The organism is Kitasatospora sp. NPDC056783 (assembly GCF_042789895.1).
Taxonomy (GTDB): Bacteria; Actinomycetota; Actinomycetes; order Streptomycetales; family Streptomycetaceae; genus Kitasatospora.
Map to the genome: position 1 here is coordinate 1 of NZ_JBHUAF010000189.1, position 15,678 is coordinate 15,678.

The following is a 15,678-nucleotide window of genomic DNA, read 5'->3' on the forward strand; positions in this document are numbered from 1 at the left end:
GACCCGGCCGTCGGCCGTTCCGCCGCCCAACCGGGCACACCCCGCCGACGGCACCACCACGCTCGCCCACGCCGAACGCCGCGGCTTCCGCGCATCGCCGAGGCCCTGCGCGCCGCGGAGCGGGCGGCCCACGACGGCGGTACGGACAGCGCGGGCCGAGCCCTCCCGGGAGCGACCGCCACCAGCGACCGCTACCAGTCGTCCGTTCCCCCCAGCAGCTCGACGAGCACCAGTCCAGGATCGAGCTCCTCGGCCCGCCAGCGGTCCCAGCCGAAGTCGATGAACGGATCCAGCACGGCCGCCCACGACAGCCGGTAGCGGAACTCGACCGGCTCCCGGCCCGGCTCACGGATGACGAGGCGGCGGTGCAGGGGGCCGCACTTCAGGTGGATCTCGGTCCGGTCGCCCACCACCGTGGTCCAGTCGTCGACGTGCAGGATCCGCTCGCCGTCCACCTCCCGCACCACGGTGAGCATCCGGCCGACCTTCCCCACCCAGATGACCTCGGAGCCCGCCCAGCTCACACGTGCCAACTCACCGCTCCTTCCGTGTGCACGGCACGGCCGGGTGGACGTGCCGGTGGCCGCCCGGCACGGCCCGCCCCGGGGGAACGGGGGTGATCAGTGCCCGGGCCGGGCCCGGTTCCCCTGCTCGGCCAGCGACTTGACGCCTTCGAGGGTCGCCGTCATGCCGGCGCGCAGCTCGTTCAGCCGGAAGTCGACGATCTTCTCCTCCAGCTCCGGCCTGGCGTCGATGACCAGGCTGGCACCGCTGCGCCCCGGGCCGATCACCACCGACTGGATCAGCCGGGTGCCCCCGTCCTCGGGAAGCAGCTCGAAACGCCACCTGGCCAGTGCCCCGACGAGGTCGGACACCGGCTCGCCGTAGCGGCCGTCCGCGTCCATCACGCCCCAGGCGAAGGCGCCCGGGCCCGCCGCCCCGGCCGGTTCGGTCAGCTCGGTGATCTCGGAGACCGTCCGCCAGTCGGGCATGTTCTCTCGGCTGTTGTGCCCCTCGAAACGGGCACCCACCGCGGGGCCGCGCGCGCCGTCCAGCCAGGCGACGCGCTGGAGCTCCGGGCTGAGCCGGGCGGGCAGGCCGATGTCCGTCACCAGTTCCCACACCCGGTCCGCCGGTGTCTCGACGAACACCTCGCACCGCGCACCCGGACCGTCGGCGTACCGCATTCCCGTTCCCTCCTGTCGCAGGTCACAGCCGTTCACAGTCGTTCACACCTGTTCACCGCCGTTCGCAGCAGTTCGCAGCAGTTCGCAGCCGTGAACAGTTCCTCGCATCGATGCGGGTCGACACCCGCCCGCCCCCTCGCCCGTGCGTCCGGAACGCCGCGAAGGTGGCGGGCGGGTTGCCGCCCTGGGCCCGGAATCGATGATCGATCCCAGCGAACACCCAAGTCAATCCGTTGATTTGCTGGGAGACCTCCAAGCGATACCTTGGGTCCCGCCCCAAGGGTCCCGCTACCTTGGATGCCCGTGACCATCGATGATCTGCGCGTCTTCGCCGCGGTCTGCCGGGCGGGTTCGCTCAGCGCCGTCGCCCGCGACCTGAACTGCACCCAGTCCGCCGTCAGCCAGCACGTGAAGCGGCTCGAACGGGAGCTCGGCCTCGCGCTGATCGAGCGGCATCCGCGCGGCGTCGTCCCCACCAAGGCGGGCGGCCTGCTGCGCGCGGCGGTCGCCGCCGGCCTCGGCAGCATCGACCACGCGCTGCACCGGATCGCCCAACTCGCCCGCGGCGAGGGCGGATCCGTCCGGATCACCACCGGAGCCACCAGCATCCGGCACTTCATGTCCGCGGCCGTGGTGGACTTCCGGCGGCGCTTCCCCCAGGTCAGCCTGGAGTTCCAGACCGAGGTCTCCAGCCGCAGCTGCCTGGAGTCGCTCAACGCCGGCCGGGTCGACCTCGCCTGGATCACCCTCGGTGTCCCGGCCCGGGGCATCGACCAGCGGCCGGTGGTGGACCTGCCCTGGGTGCTCGCCGTGTCCGCGGGCGACCAACTCGCCACCCGGGACCGGATCGAGCCCGCCGACCTCCAGGAGGCCCGGCTGATCGGGCTGCCGCAGAACTCCGTCTCCCGCTCCCAACTCGAAGCCTGGATGGGGAAGTCGGGCGTCCGGCCGGTCTTCGACACCAGTGTCGCGGACTGGGACACCGCGATCCTGCTCGCCGAACTCGGCCTCGGCCACGCCGTCGTCCCCGCCCTGCCGCAGTGGCAGGGCCCCGGCCACCCCGGCCTGCGACTGCTGCCGCTGCCCGACCTGCCCGCCCTCACCGCCGGCTGGGCCGTCCGGGACTGGGAGAACCTCTGCCCGCTCTCCCGCGCCTTCGCCGACACCGTCGCCGCCCACTGCGTCCGCGCAACCCCACCGGCGGCCGGCCCCGGAACGGCCTGACCCCCCTGCCGCCGGCCGCAGCCCGTGCCGCCGCGCCGCCGCCACACGACCGCCGCGCGGCCCGGCCGTCACCGGCCGCAGAAGGAGTGGCCGCGCCCGATCTCCGTGAAACCCCGGCGGCCGTACCACTCGCGGGGCCAGTCCGCCGCGTCCGCGATCAGGAACAGCTCGGGGAGGCCTGCCTCGGCGGCGAGCGCCAGGCCGGTGGTGAGCAGGGTGTCGCCGTGGCCCGCGCCGCGGTGCGGCGAGCCGGTCACCAGGTCCTCCAACTGGGCCAGACCGAGGGCTGGTTCGAGGTAGAGGTCGCTCCAGGCCGCGACCTCGCCGGCCGGCGTCCGCGCGGCCAGGAAGTGCACCCGCTCGGCGCCCCGCAGCCGGGCGACGCGACGGTCGGTGAGCTGCCGGACGAGTTCCCCGTCCTCGCTCCACTCCCGCTGCTGTCGCATCACCGCCTCCCGCAGTTCGCTCAACTCCGCCGGGAGCGCGGCCGGTTCGGGCCTTACACAGCCCTGTGTCGAGCGGGCCATGACGACGGCGCTCTCCCGCTCCCACCCCGCCGCCGCCAGCATCGGGGCGGCCCGCTCGCCCAGTTCCCGGTCCAGCACGGTGACGCGGTACCGGGGGCGGCGCCCCAGCCACCGGACAGCGAGATGGGGCAGCTCCGCCGGATCGGTCCCCGGGCCCTCGACGATCAGCTGGTTGTGCTCCTCGGAGCGGACGAACTCCGCGTCCCGGACGGCGAACACCCCGGGGGCGTCCGCCTCCTCGACGAGCTCAGCCGCCTGGCGGCGGGCGAAGGCGGCACGGAAGGCGGTGGCACGCGCGAGCAGATCCGACATCCCGCCATGATCACTCCGCCGGTCGCCGGCCGCAACGCGTTTCCCCGCGCCGACTCAGGCGGACGAGCGGGCGGACGAGCGGTCCAGGAAGCGCCGGATCCCGTCCCGGACGCCCTCGGTCGGCACGGTCGCCGCGAAGGCCGCGGCCTCCACCGCGAGCCCCTCGTCGATCGGCAGGTTGATGCCCCGGGTCACCGCCCGCAGGCAGGCGGCCACGGCGCTCGGCGCGTGCCGGACGATCCGCTCGGCCAAGTCCCGCGCGGTGTCCAGCAGTTCGTCGGCCGGGACGACGGAGTTGACCAGGCCGATCTCGGCGGCGCGGGCGGCCGGGATCGGGTCGCCGGTCAGGATCATCTCCAGGCCGCGCTTGCGTCCGACATGGCGCGGCAGCCGCTGCGAACCGCCGAAGGGCGGCGGGAAGCCGAGCGAGATCTCGGGCTTGGCGAAGGCCGCGTGCTCGGCCGCGACCGCCAGCGGTGCGGCCTCGGTGATCTCGCAACCACCGCCGTACGCCAGGCCGTTGACGGCCACGATGACCGGCTTGGGAAACTCCTCGATCCGCCGGGTGAGGGTGTGCCCGCGCCGGACGAACTCGCGCAGCGCCCGCTCCGGCCCGCCCGCGACGCTGGCCGCCAGCGAGGGGATGTCGGCGCCGGCACTGAACGCCCGCTCGCCGGCCCCGGTGAGGATCACGGCGCGGACGGTGTCGTCGGCGTCGATCCGGTCCAACTCGGCGAGCAGCGCGTCGATCGTCGGGTAGTCGAGGGCGTTGAGCTTCTTCTCCCGGTCGATGGTGAGGGTGACGACGTGCTGGTCCCGCTCGCTGCGGATGGTCATGGGCGCGTGCTCCGTTCCTGGCCTCGCTGCTGGTCCCGGCCTCGCCGCCGGATGCCACGAGGCTAGGAACACCCGCCCAGGACAATCCACTTATTGTCCTGGATACACTCCGGAACAGGCCCCGTACGCCGAGGCCCACGACCCCAGGAACGGCAGGTGACCGGTGCGACCGCCCTCCTACAAGGCCATCGTCGACGAGTACGCGAGCGCCATCCGCTCCGGTGCCCTCCCGGCCGGCGCCCGGCTGCCGACCCACCGGACCCTCTCCCGCGAACGGCGGATCGCCCTCGCCACCGCCACCCGGGTCTACGCCGAACTCGCCGCCTCCGGGCTGGTGGTGGGAGAGCGGGGCCGCGGCACCTTCGTCCGGCTGCGCTCCGGCTACGACGGCCTCGAACCCTCCCGCGCCCTGCCGGTGCCCCGGGTGGCCGACCTCTCCTTCAACCAGCCGCTCGCCCCCGGGCAGGGCGACCTGCTGCGGCAGGCACTGCGCGCGCTCGCCTCCTCGGGCGACGCCGAGGCCCTGCTGCGCCAGCACCCTCCGGGCGGTCACCGGCACGACCGGGCCGCGGTCGCCACCCACCTGCTGGACCGCGGGATCGACACCGCCCCCGGGAACGTCCTGCTGACCAGCGGGGCGCAGCAGGCCCTGGACTGCGTCCTGCGCACCCTCACCCGCCCCGGGGACGTCCTCGCCACCGACGCCCTGGGCTACCCGGGCATCAAACTGCTCGCGTCCGCCCACGGGCTCGACCTGGCCCCCGTCCCGGTCACCGCCGCCGGCCCGGACCTCGACGCGCTCGACCGGCTCTGCCGCTCCCGCCCGGTCCGGGCGGTGTACACCCAGCCGACCGTCCACAATCCGCTCGGCTGGGTGCTCGACCGGGCTCACCGCGAGCGTCTCGCCGCCCTCGCCGCCGAGCACGCCTTCACCCTGGTCGAGGACGGCACCTACGCCTTCCTGGAGGCCGCACCGCCGCCACCGCTGTACGCCCTCGCCCCGGAGCACACCTGCTACGTGGCCGGTCTCTCCAAGAGCGTGGCCCCGGGCCTGCGGTTCGGCTTCGCCGTCCTGCCCGACCGCCTGCTCCGCGCCGCCACCACCAGCCTGCGCACCGCCGCCTGGGGCGCCCCCGGTCTGATCACCGCCCTCGCCACCGGCTGGCTCGCGGACGGCACGGTCGCCCGGCTGGAGCGGGAGCGCCGCGCGGACGCCGCCGCCCGCCAGTCCGTCGCCCGCGCGGCCCTCGCCGGTCCGGCGGTCACCGCCCACCCCACCTCCTACGTCCTCTGGCTCACCCTCGAACCCCACCAGCGCCCCGACCACGCGGCCGCCGCCCTCGCCGCCGAGGGAATCCTGGTCTCCACCGCCGACGCCTTCGCCACCACTCCCCACCACCCCAACGCCCTCCGCCTCGCCCTCGCCACACCCCCGCTCCCCGCCCTCCCCGCCGCCCTCACCCGGCTGCGCACCACCCTCGAAGCCCTCGCCCCCTGACCCTCCGCACCCCTGACCCGCCGCCCCGTGCGGCAGCCGGGCCCGCGGGGCCACAGGGCGCCACCCGAGCGGCGCCGGAACGGCCACCCGGACGCCTGAAGCCGGCCCGTCCGAGGCCCTACTCCTCCCCCGCCTCCCCCATCTCCCCCGCCGCACGGGCGAAGCGCGCACTCCACTCGGCCACCAGCGTCCGCAGGGCCTCCGGGGCGACGACCCGGAACTCGGCCCCGAGGGAGCCCAGCGCCATGGCGGGCCAGTCGAGGGAGTCGGCGGTCATCCGGAGACGGCAGCGGTGCACGGCGACCGGCTCGACCGTGCCCCAGCGCCCGACCCGGGCCCGGACGTGGTCGGCGGGCGCCTCCACCAGCACCTCCACCCTGTGCGACCGGGGACCGCCGTCGAGGCCCGCCCGGACGAACTCCGCCGCGTCCTCCGCCGGGAGGGCGCGCGGGGCGAAGCGGGCGCCGCTGCCGGTGGGGGCGGTGAGTCGGTCGAGGCGGAAGCTGCGCCAGTCGGCCCGGCCGAGGTCGTACGCGACCAGGTACCAGCGGCGGTTCAGGCAGACCAGCCGGTGCGGTTCGACGTGCCGCTCCGTGCCGTGCCCGTCGGCGGCCGTGTACGAGAACCGCACCCGCTCGCCGTCCCGGCAGGCGAGCGCCACCACCGTCAGGGCGTCCGGATCGACGCCCGCCGACGTCCCCCAGTCCACCGGGACGGTCATCGCGCGCAGCGCCTCCACCCGTCGCCGCAGCCGGGCCGGCATCACCTGCACCACCTTCGCCAGCACCCGCACCGAGGCCTCGGCGACTCCCTCCACCGGGCTCTCCGCCGCCGCTTGCAGGCCGACCGCGAGGGCCACCGCCTCCTCGTCGTCGATCACCAGCGGCGGCAGTGCCGCGCCGGCCGCCAGCTGGTAGCCGCCGTCGACACCGCGCTGAGCCTCGACGGGGTAGCCGAGCTCGCGCAGCCGGTCGATGTCGCGGCGCAGGGTGCGGACGGAGACGCCGAGCCGGTCGGCCAGTTCCTCGCCGGCCCAGTACCGGTGGGTCTGGAGCAGGGAGAGCAGTCGCAGCGTCCGGGTGCTGGTGTTCGCCATGGCGACGATTCTCCCTGGGATTCAGGACAGGAAGTGGCCGCAATGGCCCGTAGCGTGGTTCTTGTCCGAGGGAGCAGGACCCGACCGAAAGGCCATGACGATGACCGAGACCACGACCACCGCCACCACCGCCCGCGAGCTCACCGGCGAGCGCGCCGACCTCCTGACGGCCCTGGAGAAGCAGCGGCACTTCCTGCGCTTCACCACCCGCGACCTCACCGACGAGCAGGCCGGCCTGCGGACCTGTGCGAGCGAGCTGTGCCTGGGCGGCCTGATCAAGCACGTGGCCTCCGTCGAGCGGCTCTGGGCGGAGTTCATCGTGCACGGGCCGTCCGCGATGCCCGACTTCACCAGCTGGACCGAGGAGGACTTCGCCCGCCGCGCGGACGAGTTCCGGATGCTGCCCGGGGAGACGCTGGCCGGCGTCCTCGCCGACTACGCCGAGGTGGCCCGCCGCACCGACGAACTGGTGGCCGCCCTCCCCGACCTGGACGCCACCCAGCCGCTGCCGAAGGCCCCCTGGTTCGAGCCGGACGCCGAGTGGTCGGCCCGCCGGGTGCTGCTGCACATCGCCAACGAGACCGCCCAGCACGCCGGCCACGCCGACATCGTCCGCGAGTCCCTGGACGGCGCGAAGAGCATGGGCTGAGCCGGCGGTGCCCCGCGGTCCGGCCGGCCGCCGCCGACGGGGCCCCGGGGCCGCCTCCCGGCGGAGCGTCAGGCCTGCCCCACGAGGGTGAACCCGGCCCCGTCCACCGCGCCGCGCACCACCGCCTCGTCCAGCGGCCCCACCGAGGAGACGGTGACCAGGCCGCTGGGCGCGTCCGCGCTGACGTCGGTGACGCCCGGCAGGGCGGCGAGCCCGGCGCTGACCGTCCGCTCGCAGTGGCCGCAGCTCATTCCGGCGACGGTGAACACGGCGGTGGTGGACATGGTGGTACCTCCGATGGCATTCCGGTGTGCGGGAAGGGCGACCCGCACGGGAGCGGCCCGACGGGTCGACCCGCACCACGACACCCGAATCCGGCGGCGGGCCCCAGGGACACGCCGCGCGGGTGACACCATCGAGCGGTTCCGGGAACCGACCGGGCCGCCCGTCCGACAGGAGCCCCCGCCGTGATGTCGGACACGCCGTGAACCGATACCCCCTCCGGGTGCGTTTCTCCAGGTGAGACCCCTTCCGCAGGACCGGGCGACGGCCCGTCCGCCGATCGGCCGCACCACCCGCCGATCCCTTCCTGGAGCAGTTCCGCCATGTCCCCCCAGGCCCCGGTCCCCGCCCGCCCGGACACCACCGTCCTCACCGCGACCGCCCTCGCCGCCGGCCGCCCCGCCCCGGCGGGAGCGGGCCGTTGAGAGCGCTCCTCCGGCTCCCTCGCCGCGGGCCCCGGCCGGTCGTGCTCGCCCTCGCGCTGATCGCCGCCCTGGCCGCCGGGCTGCTCTGGTGGCGGCCGTGGAGCGACGGGGACGACCGGCTGGCCTTCACCACCGCGCCCGGCGGCTCCGCCCGCTTCGGCACCGGCGAGCACCTGTACCGCTACAAGGTGCGGGTGGAGGACGGGATCGCGGAGAGCCCGGAGCGGTTCGCCGCCGAGGTGGACGCGGTCCTCGGCGACGTCGGGCGCGGCTGGGCCGCCGGCGGCACCGCCTCGTTCCAGCGGATGCCCGCCGACCCGGTGGACTTCACCGTCTACCTCGCCACCCCGCGGTCCACCGACCGGATCTGCGGTCAGTACGGGCTGGACACCGGCGGCTGGGTGAACTGCGGCGTCACCCACCAGGTGGTGATCAACCTCAAGCGCTGGACGGAGCTGTCCGAGTTCTACCAGGGCGAGCCCGAGCAGTACCACGCGCTGGCCGTCAACCACGAGGTCGGCCACATCCTCGGCAACGGCCACGTCGACTGCCCGGGCCCGGGCGCCCCGGCGCCGGTGATGATGCAGCAGATCAAGGGGCTGCACGGCTGCGTCCCCAACGGCCGGCCGTACTCGGACACCGGCGCCCTGCTCACCGGCCCTCCCGTCCAGGCCCCCACCGGCGCGCCGTAACCGCGGGAAACGGCCCTCTGTACGAACCATCGACACCAAACACGGATAATCCTGGTCGGACCGGACGCACCCGCACCGCGCGCCCGGTCCCGGTCGTGTCCGCAGTCGGTGCCGGTGGAGGAAGAACGTTGAACGGTGTGCCCGGCGGGGAGATCCTGGACTGGCCGCTGCTGCTGGCGGCCGCCGAGGCGGCCGCCCGGGCGACGGCCGGCCGAGGCCGGGTCGCCGACTACATCCCGGCCCTCGCCACCGCCGACCCGGAGGCCTTCGGCATGGCCGTCGCCACCGTCGACGGGGAGCTGTACGGCGTCGGGGACTGGGAGCGGCCGTTCTCCGTCCAGAGCGTCTCGAAGCTGTTCTCGCTCGCCCTCGCGGTCGCCCACGGCGGCGACACGCTCTGGCGGGGCGTCGGCCGCGAGCCGTCCGGCAACCCGTTCAACTCCCTGGTGCAGCTGGAGACCGAGCACGGCATCCCGCGCAACCCGTTCATCAACGCGGGCGCCCTGGTGGTCACCGACCGCCTCCAGACCATGACCGGCGACGCCTCCGGCGCGGTACGGGAGTTCCTGCGCCGCGAGTCCGGCAACCCGCTGCTGGACACCGACCCGGTGGTCGCCGCCTCCGAGGCCGAACACGGCCACCGCAACGCCGCGCTGGCCCACTTCATCGCCAGCCACGGCAACCTGGAGAACCCGGTCGAGACCGTCCTGGAGCACTACTACGCCCACTGCGCGGTCGCCACCAGCTGCCGCGACCTGGTGCTGGCCGGCTCCTTCCTCGCCCGCTACGGCGTGCGCGCCGACGGCACCCGGCTGATGTCCCGCGGCGAGGCCAAGCGGATCAACGCCGTGCTGCTCACCTGCGGCACCTACGACGCCGCCGGCGAGTTCGCCTTCCGGGTGGGCCTGCCCGGCAAGAGCGGCGTCGGCGGCGGCGTCCTCGCGATACTCCCCGGCCGCGCCGCCGTCTGCGCCTGGGGTCCGCGGCTCGACCGGGCCGGCAACTCGGTCGCCGCGGTCACCGCCCTGGACACCCTGACCACCCTGTCCGGCTGCTCGGTCTTCTGATCCTCCGCGCCCCTGGGAACGCCCCGCGGAACGCTCCCCCGGAAGTCGCCTCCGGAAGTCGCCTCCGGAAGTCTCCGCCGGAGAGGCGGAACCGGGCCCCGGCCGTCCGCACAGCGACCGGGACCCGGTGGTTCCGGGGCCGGACGGCTACTCCACCGTCACGCTCTTCGCCAGGTTGCGCGGCTTGTCCACGTCGCGCCCCAGGGCGACGGCGGCGTGGTAGGCGAGCAGCTGGAGCGGGATGTTGAGCAGCAGCGGGTCCAGCTCGGGCTCGCTCTTCGGCACCAGGACGCAGTGGTCCGCGAGCTTCTCCTCCGGCCGGCGGTGGCCGACCGCGATGACCCGCCCGGAGCGGGCCTTGATCTCGCCCAGCGTGGTCAGGTTCTTGTCCAGCAGCTCGTCGTCCGGAACCAGTGCCACGGTGGGCAGTTCGGGGCTGATCAGCGCCAGCGGGCCGTGCTTGAGCTCGCTCGCCGGGTAGGCCTCGGCGTGCACGTAGGAGATCTCCTTGAGCTTCTGGGCGCCCTCGCGGGCCACCGGGAAGCCGCGCACCCGGCCGATGAACATCATGCCCGCCGACTCGGCGTACTCGGCGGCGAGGGCGGCGATCGCCTCGCTCTGCTCCAGCACCTCGCGGATCTGGTCCGGCAGCGCCTGGAGCGCGGAGACGATCCGGCGCCCGTCGGCGGGCGACAGGTCGTGGATGCGTCCGAAGTGCAGGGCCAGCAGCGCGAAGGCGACCACGGTGGAGGTGAAGGCCTTGGTGGAGGCGACCGAGACCTCCGGACCGGCGTGCAGGTAGATGCCGCCATCGCACTCCCGGGCGATGGCACTGCCCACGGTGTTGACGACGCCGAGCACCCGGCCGCCCTTGCGCTTGACCTCCTGGACGGCGGCCAGCGTGTCGTAGGTCTCGCCGGACTGGCTGACCGCGACGTACAGGGTGTCCGCCTCGATCACCGGGTTGCGGTAGCGGAACTCCGAGGCCGGCTCGCTGTGCGCGGGGATCCGGGCCAGCTCCTCGATCAGCTGCGCCCCCATCTCGCCCGCGTAGTACGCCGATCCGCAGCCGAGGATCTTCACCCGGCGGATCTCGCGCAGCTCCCGGGCGTCCAGGTTGAGGCCGCCGAGGTGCGCGGTCGCGAAGCGCTCGTCGAGCCGGCCGCTCAGCGTGCGCTCGACCGAGCCGGGCTGCTCGTGGATCTCCTTGAGCAGGAAGTGCTCGTAGCCGCCGGTGTCGTAGGAGTCGACCTCCCAGTCCACGGTCGACGGCTGACGGTGGGTGGTGCGGGCGTCCGCGGTGAAGGTGCGGAAGCCGTCGGCGCGGACGGTGGCCAGCTCGCCGTCCTCCAGGTGGACGACCTGGCGGGTGTAGCGGACCAGCGCGGAGACGTCCGAGGCGGCGAACATCTCCTTCTCGCCGATGCCCAGCACGATCGGGCTGCCGTTGCGGGCGACCACGATCCGGTCCGGGCGCTCGGCGTCCAGCACCGCGATGCCGTAGGTGCCGACCACCCGGCCGAGCGCGGCCCGCACCGCGTCCTCCAGCTCGCCGCCCTCGGTGACGTTCGCGGCGATCAGGTGGGCGAGCACCTCGGTGTCGGTCTCGGAGCGGAACACCGCGCCGTCGGCGGTGAGCTTGGCGCGCAGTTCGTCGGCGTTCTCGATGATGCCGTTGTGGACGACGGCGATCCGCTCGGAGCCGTCCAGGTGCGGGTGCGCGTTGGCGTCGCTGGGCACGCCGTGGGTGGCCCAACGGGTGTGGCCGATGCCGGTGGCGCCCTTGAACCGGGCCGGCACGGCGGCGGCCAGGTCGGCGACCCGGCCCTTCACCTTGCGCAGCTTGATCCCGCCGCCGCGCCCGGTGACGGCGACGCCCGCCGAGTCGTAACCGCGGTACTCCAGCCGCGCCAGCCCCTCCAGCAGGAAGGGGGTCGCGTCCTTGGGGCCGATGTAGGCCACGATTCCGCACATGCGTGGACTCCTCTGTCGAACGTTGACGAACATGGACGGCCGTTGCCGAACACCGCCGGGCAGCATCGAACGGCGCCGGGCAGCGCCGGGCGATAACGATCGACACCGAGCGACACCGAAAGCAGTCGGAATCAGCCAGAGTCGATCACGAACGGCCGGAGGCCGGGGACCGGCGCTCAGCCGTAGACGATCCGCCGCAACTGGCGGGCGGAGAGCTCCGGCGCCGAGACCCGGCGCTGCGGCAGTTCCTCGGCGAGCCGGGCGAAGATCCGCTCGTTGGTCAGGCCGCGCACCTGGAGCTCGGTGTGACGACGGCGTACGTACTCCTCGGTGCTCTCGGAGAAGTACGCCAGCACCTCCGCCACGACTCGCGCCGCCTCCCGGGGCCCGAGCGGGCTGGTCCGGGTGAGGTGGGCGAGGAGGTCTTCGTGGGGGTGGGATGAGCTCGGCACGAATCAGGAGCCTAGGTCGGGCGGCCCGGCGAAGCCAAAGTTTCTGCCCGAAATCGGGCAGACATTACGACTTTCAGCCCAGCTTCACCCTCCCTTCACATAGACCGACAATCGGCCACTCGTTCACCCCCGTTCTCGAAAGCCCCTTGAAGCGGCCCCAACTCCGCACGTAGCGTGATCTCCTAACCACGAAGCGGAAGACCGGAGGCTTGCGGATGTGCGGGATCACCGGATGGGTAGCGTTCGATCGCGACCTCACCGCCGAACGGGCCGTGCTCGAAGCGATGACGGCCACCCAGCTCCAGCGCGGCCCGGACGCCGGCGGCGTGCACCTGGAGCCGCACGCCGCGCTCGGCCACCGCCGGCTCGCGGTGATCGACCTCACCGGCGGCACCCAGCCGATGACGGTCGAGCACGACGGCCGGACCCTGGCGGTGCTCACCTACAGCGGCGAGGTCTACAACCACCGCGAGCTGCGCGCGGAACTGGAGGCGGCCGGGCACCGCTTCCGCACCCACAGCGACACCGAGGTCGTGCTGCACGCCTACCTGGAGTGGGGCGAGCACCTGGCCGAGCGGCTCAACGGCATGTACGCCTTCGCGATCTGGGACACCCGGCGCGAGGAACTGCTGCTGTTCCGCGACCGGATGGGCGTCAAGCCGCTGTACTACCACCGCACCCCGGACGGCGTGGTCTTCGGCTCCGAGGTCAAGGCCCTGTTCGCCCACCCCGACGTCCGCCCGGTGGTGGACCTGGACGGGCTGCGGGAACTGCTCTGCTACACCCGCACCCCCGGCCTCACCCCGTACCGGGGCATCAACGAGGTCCGGCCCGGGCACGTCGTCCGGGTGCGCCGCGAGGGCCTCACGATCCGCCGCTACTGGGCGCTGGAGGCGCGCGAGCACCGCGACGACCTCGAGTCCACCATCGCCACCGTCCGGGCCCTGCTGGAGGACATCGTCCACCGCCAGCTCGAAGCGGACGTGCCGCTCTGCTCGCTGCTCTCGGGCGGCCTGGACTCCAGCGCCGTCACCGCGCTCGCCGCGCGGAGCCTGGCCGCCGCCGGGGCCGGTCCGGTGCGCTCCTTCGCCGTCGACTTCGCCGGCCAGAGCGAGAACTTCAACGCCAGCGGCGTCCGGCAGACCCAGGACGGCCCGTACGCCCGGATGCTCGCCGAGCACATCGGCGCCGACCACAGCGTCGTCGAACTGGACGCCGCCGACCTCTCCGACCCGTCCCGGCGCGCCACCGTGCTGCGCGCCCGCGACCTGCCGGCCGGCGTCGGCGACATGGACACCTCACTGCTGCTGCTCTTCCGGGGCGTGCGCCGGCACTCCACCGTCGCCCTGTCCGGCGAGTCCGCGGACGAGCTCTTCGGCGGCTACCGCTGGTTCCACGACCCGGCCACCGTCGCCGCCGAGGACTTCCCCTGGGCGCTCAGCGTCACCGGCATCACCGGCGCGGGCACCCCGCGCGAGCACCTGCTCGACGCCGGGCTGCTCCACAAGCTCGACCTGGAGGAGTACCGCAGGACGCTCTACCGCGAGGCGATCGCCGAGGTCCCGCACCTGCCGGCGGCCGATCCCCTGGAACGGCGGATGCGCGAGATCTCGTACCTCAACCTGACCCGCTTCGTCTGCATCCTGCTCGACCGCAAGGACCGGATGAGCATGGCCAACGGCCTGGAGGTGCGGGTGCCGTTCTGCGACCACCGGCTGGTCCAGTACGTGTTCAACACCCCGTGGGCGATGAAGGCCTTCGACGGGCGGGAGAAGAGCCTGCTGCGCGCCGCCGTCCGGGACTTGCTGCCGGCCGAGGTCGCCGACCGGGTGAAGAGCCCGTACCCGGTCACCACCGACCCGCACTACCCCGCGAAGCTGCGCGCCGAGCTCGCCCGGGTCGCCGTCGAGCGCACCTCCCCGGCCCTGGACCTGCTCGACCGGCGGCGCCTGACCGACGCGCTCGCCCCGGACACCGACCCGCAGTCCGTCCGGCTGGCCGTGGACCTCGCGCTGGACTTCGACGCGTGGCTGACGGAGTACGGGGTGACGCTGGAGCTGTGAGCGCCCCGGGAGCGGCTCCCATCACCCGGACGGTGCAGTGGCCGGCGCCCGTGCCGCCCTACTCCGTCCGGGTGATTGTGCGACACCCTCCCGCCGGTCCCGGAGGTCCGACGGTGCGGTAGCGTCGCCGACATCTCTCGAATGGCGGACGAATTCGTGGATTCCCGCTCACGTACCGTCAGGATGGGAGACACAACGTTCACCTCGATCCGCCGGGGGATCCCCTCATGCAGCCGCGAGTCTTCGCGATTCTCACCGCCCTGCTCCTGGGCGTCCTGGGCCTGGGGTCGGTGGCCGTCACCGACTGGTCGCCCGCGGCGGCCACCGCGCCCCGGGCCGCGGGAGCCCCCGCCGTCGGCGCCCGGCCGGCCGCGGCCGGCCCCGCGAGCGCCACCGCGACCGGCGACCCGGCGGTGTGGACCCGCTCCACACTGCGCAACAAGATGATGGCCGAGATGGACGCCGCCGACCCCGGCGTCGCCCTGGCCGACCTCGACAAGATCACCAAGGAGAAGCCGTACACCGTGCGCTTCTGCCACCCGATCGCGCACGAGCTCGGCCACGCGGCGGTCAAGCGCTTCAACGCCGACTTCCAGAAGGTCATCTCCTTCCCGCACGAGACCTGTGCGGCCGGCTACCTGCACGGCGCGGTCGAGGAGATGCTCAACGCCTCCGCCCAGCCCGAGACGGACCTGCTCAAGCTCTGCGCGCCCAAGAACAGCGGCCCCTGCATCCACGGCGTCGGCCACGGCACCATGTTCGTGGCCAAGCAGGACGTCGCCAAGGCGCGCGACCTGTGCAACAAGTTCCCCAGCGACCAGAACCGGATCCGCTGCTCCGAGGGCCTGTTCATGCAGCTCTTCGGCCCGGACGAGGAAGACGAGCAGGCCAAGGCCAACCTGCCCGCCGACAAGCTCGCCCAGGACCCGCTCTACCCGTGCAAGGACCAGCCCTCGCTGTTCCAGTCCGCCTGCTTCTTCTACGCCCCGACCTTCTACCTGTCCTCGCACGACTACCCGAACCACCCCGAGGTCTACGCCGAGGCCCTCAAGTGGTGCCTCAGCGGCAAGGCCAGCGGCGGAGCGGTGGACTGCAGCCGCGGTGTCGGCTCGCGCACCATGAAGTACAACCTGGACCGCGAGGACTGGGCGTCCCAGCAGTGCGCCACCGCCGCCGACGGCTGGCAGCGCAAGGCCTGCGCCGAGGGCCTGGTCAGCTACTACACCGTCAACTACACGGACGGCGGCGCGGCCGGACGGCTCTGCGCCAAGATCGCCGACAAGGAGATGCAGGGCTACTGCCGTTCGGCGAGCGGGCTGTCCAGCTCGCTCGACTGACGCCCCGGGGCTCCCGGTCCCCCGGACCGCCCCCGTCTCGGCATGAGGGCCCGCGC

General features: G+C 73.7%; 15 protein-coding genes. 7 read left to right on the top strand and 8 right to left on the bottom strand.

The window, feature by feature from the left end; translation table 11 throughout:
- Positions 1–191: 191 nt before the first annotated feature.
- The gene (locus ACFRMQ_RS24560) at positions 192–533 is read right to left on the bottom strand and encodes a hypothetical protein (RefSeq protein ID WP_380732754.1); all 342 of its coding nucleotides are present in this window, start codon (positions 531–533) and stop codon (positions 192–194) included.
- Positions 534–620: 87 nt separating this feature from the next.
- The gene (locus ACFRMQ_RS24565) at positions 621–1,187 is read right to left on the bottom strand and encodes an SRPBCC family protein (protein ID WP_380732755.1); all 567 of its coding nucleotides are present in this window, start codon (positions 1,185–1,187) and stop codon (positions 621–623) included.
- 303 nt (positions 1,188–1,490) lie between these two features.
- On the opposite strand from ACFRMQ_RS24565, the gene ACFRMQ_RS24570 reads away from it, so the two are divergent.
- Entirely contained in the window at positions 1,491–2,411 is a 921-nt protein-coding gene (locus tag ACFRMQ_RS24570) for a LysR family transcriptional regulator (protein ID WP_380732756.1), read from the top strand.
- A gap of 68 nt (positions 2,412–2,479) precedes the next feature.
- Here the strand turns inward: ACFRMQ_RS24570 and ACFRMQ_RS24575 are convergent, their stop codons facing one another.
- Together ACFRMQ_RS24575 and ACFRMQ_RS24580 are read right to left on the bottom strand one after the other, a co-directional pair.
- Positions 2,480–3,250: a GNAT family N-acetyltransferase gene (locus tag ACFRMQ_RS24575; RefSeq protein WP_380732757.1), complete on the bottom strand. Its 771-nt coding sequence runs from the start codon at positions 3,248–3,250 to the stop codon at positions 2,480–2,482.
- Between the two features lie 54 nt (positions 3,251–3,304).
- Complete coding sequence (locus ACFRMQ_RS24580; protein WP_380732758.1) at positions 3,305–4,087, bottom strand: crotonase/enoyl-CoA hydratase family protein; 783 nt, start codon at positions 4,085–4,087, stop codon at positions 3,305–3,307.
- 163 nt (positions 4,088–4,250) lie between these two features.
- On the opposite strand from ACFRMQ_RS24580, the gene ACFRMQ_RS24585 reads away from it, so the two are divergent.
- Positions 4,251–5,585: a PLP-dependent aminotransferase family protein gene (locus ACFRMQ_RS24585; protein WP_380732759.1), complete on the top strand. Its 1,335-nt coding sequence runs from the start codon at positions 4,251–4,253 to the stop codon at positions 5,583–5,585.
- Positions 5,586–5,703: 118 nt separating this feature from the next.
- On the opposite strand, the gene ACFRMQ_RS24590 is transcribed toward ACFRMQ_RS24585, so the two are convergent.
- Positions 5,704–6,681: a helix-turn-helix transcriptional regulator gene (locus ACFRMQ_RS24590; protein WP_380732760.1), complete on the bottom strand. Its 978-nt coding sequence runs from the start codon at positions 6,679–6,681 to the stop codon at positions 5,704–5,706.
- 94 nt (positions 6,682–6,775) lie between these two features.
- Here ACFRMQ_RS24590 and ACFRMQ_RS24595 point away from each other — a divergent pair, with 94 nt between their 5' ends.
- Entirely contained in the window at positions 6,776–7,330 is a 555-nt protein-coding gene (locus ACFRMQ_RS24595; protein WP_380732761.1) for a DinB family protein, read from the top strand.
- Between the two features lie 68 nt (positions 7,331–7,398).
- Here the strand turns inward: ACFRMQ_RS24595 and ACFRMQ_RS24600 are convergent, their stop codons facing one another.
- Positions 7,399–7,614: a heavy-metal-associated domain-containing protein gene (locus ACFRMQ_RS24600; RefSeq protein ID WP_380732762.1), complete on the bottom strand. Its 216-nt coding sequence runs from the start codon at positions 7,612–7,614 to the stop codon at positions 7,399–7,401.
- 419 nt (positions 7,615–8,033) lie between these two features.
- On the opposite strand from ACFRMQ_RS24600, the gene ACFRMQ_RS24605 reads away from it, so the two are divergent.
- Together ACFRMQ_RS24605 and ACFRMQ_RS24610 are read left to right on the top strand one after the other, a co-directional pair.
- On the top strand, positions 8,034–8,729 hold the full coding sequence (locus ACFRMQ_RS24605) for a DUF3152 domain-containing protein (RefSeq protein ID WP_380732763.1): 696 nt from the start codon (positions 8,034–8,036) through the stop codon (positions 8,727–8,729).
- A 155-nt stretch (positions 8,730–8,884) separates the two neighbouring features.
- The gene (locus ACFRMQ_RS24610; RefSeq protein ID WP_380732768.1) at positions 8,885–9,796 is read left to right on the top strand and encodes a glutaminase; all 912 of its coding nucleotides are present in this window, start codon (positions 8,885–8,887) and stop codon (positions 9,794–9,796) included.
- A 147-nt stretch (positions 9,797–9,943) separates the two neighbouring features.
- On the opposite strand, the gene glmS is transcribed toward ACFRMQ_RS24610, so the two are convergent.
- Positions 9,944–11,770 (bottom strand): glutamine--fructose-6-phosphate transaminase (isomerizing), encoded by a 1,827-nt coding sequence (gene glmS, locus ACFRMQ_RS24615; protein WP_380732764.1) that lies wholly within the window; start codon positions 11,768–11,770, stop codon positions 9,944–9,946.
- A gap of 176 nt (positions 11,771–11,946) precedes the next feature.
- Entirely contained in the window at positions 11,947–12,222 is a 276-nt protein-coding gene (locus tag ACFRMQ_RS24620; RefSeq protein ID WP_380732765.1) for a hypothetical protein, read from the bottom strand.
- 215 nt (positions 12,223–12,437) lie between these two features.
- Between ACFRMQ_RS24620 and asnB the strand changes: the two genes are divergently transcribed.
- Both asnB and ACFRMQ_RS24630 read left to right on the top strand, forming a co-directional pair.
- Complete coding sequence (asnB, locus tag ACFRMQ_RS24625; protein ID WP_380732766.1) at positions 12,438–14,285, top strand: asparagine synthase (glutamine-hydrolyzing); 1,848 nt, start codon at positions 12,438–12,440, stop codon at positions 14,283–14,285.
- Positions 14,286–14,512: 227 nt separating this feature from the next.
- A complete protein-coding gene (locus ACFRMQ_RS24630) occupies positions 14,513–15,622 on the top strand; it encodes a hypothetical protein (RefSeq protein WP_380732767.1) in 1,110 nt (369 codons plus the stop codon).
- The last annotated feature ends 56 nt before the right edge of the window (positions 15,623–15,678 follow it).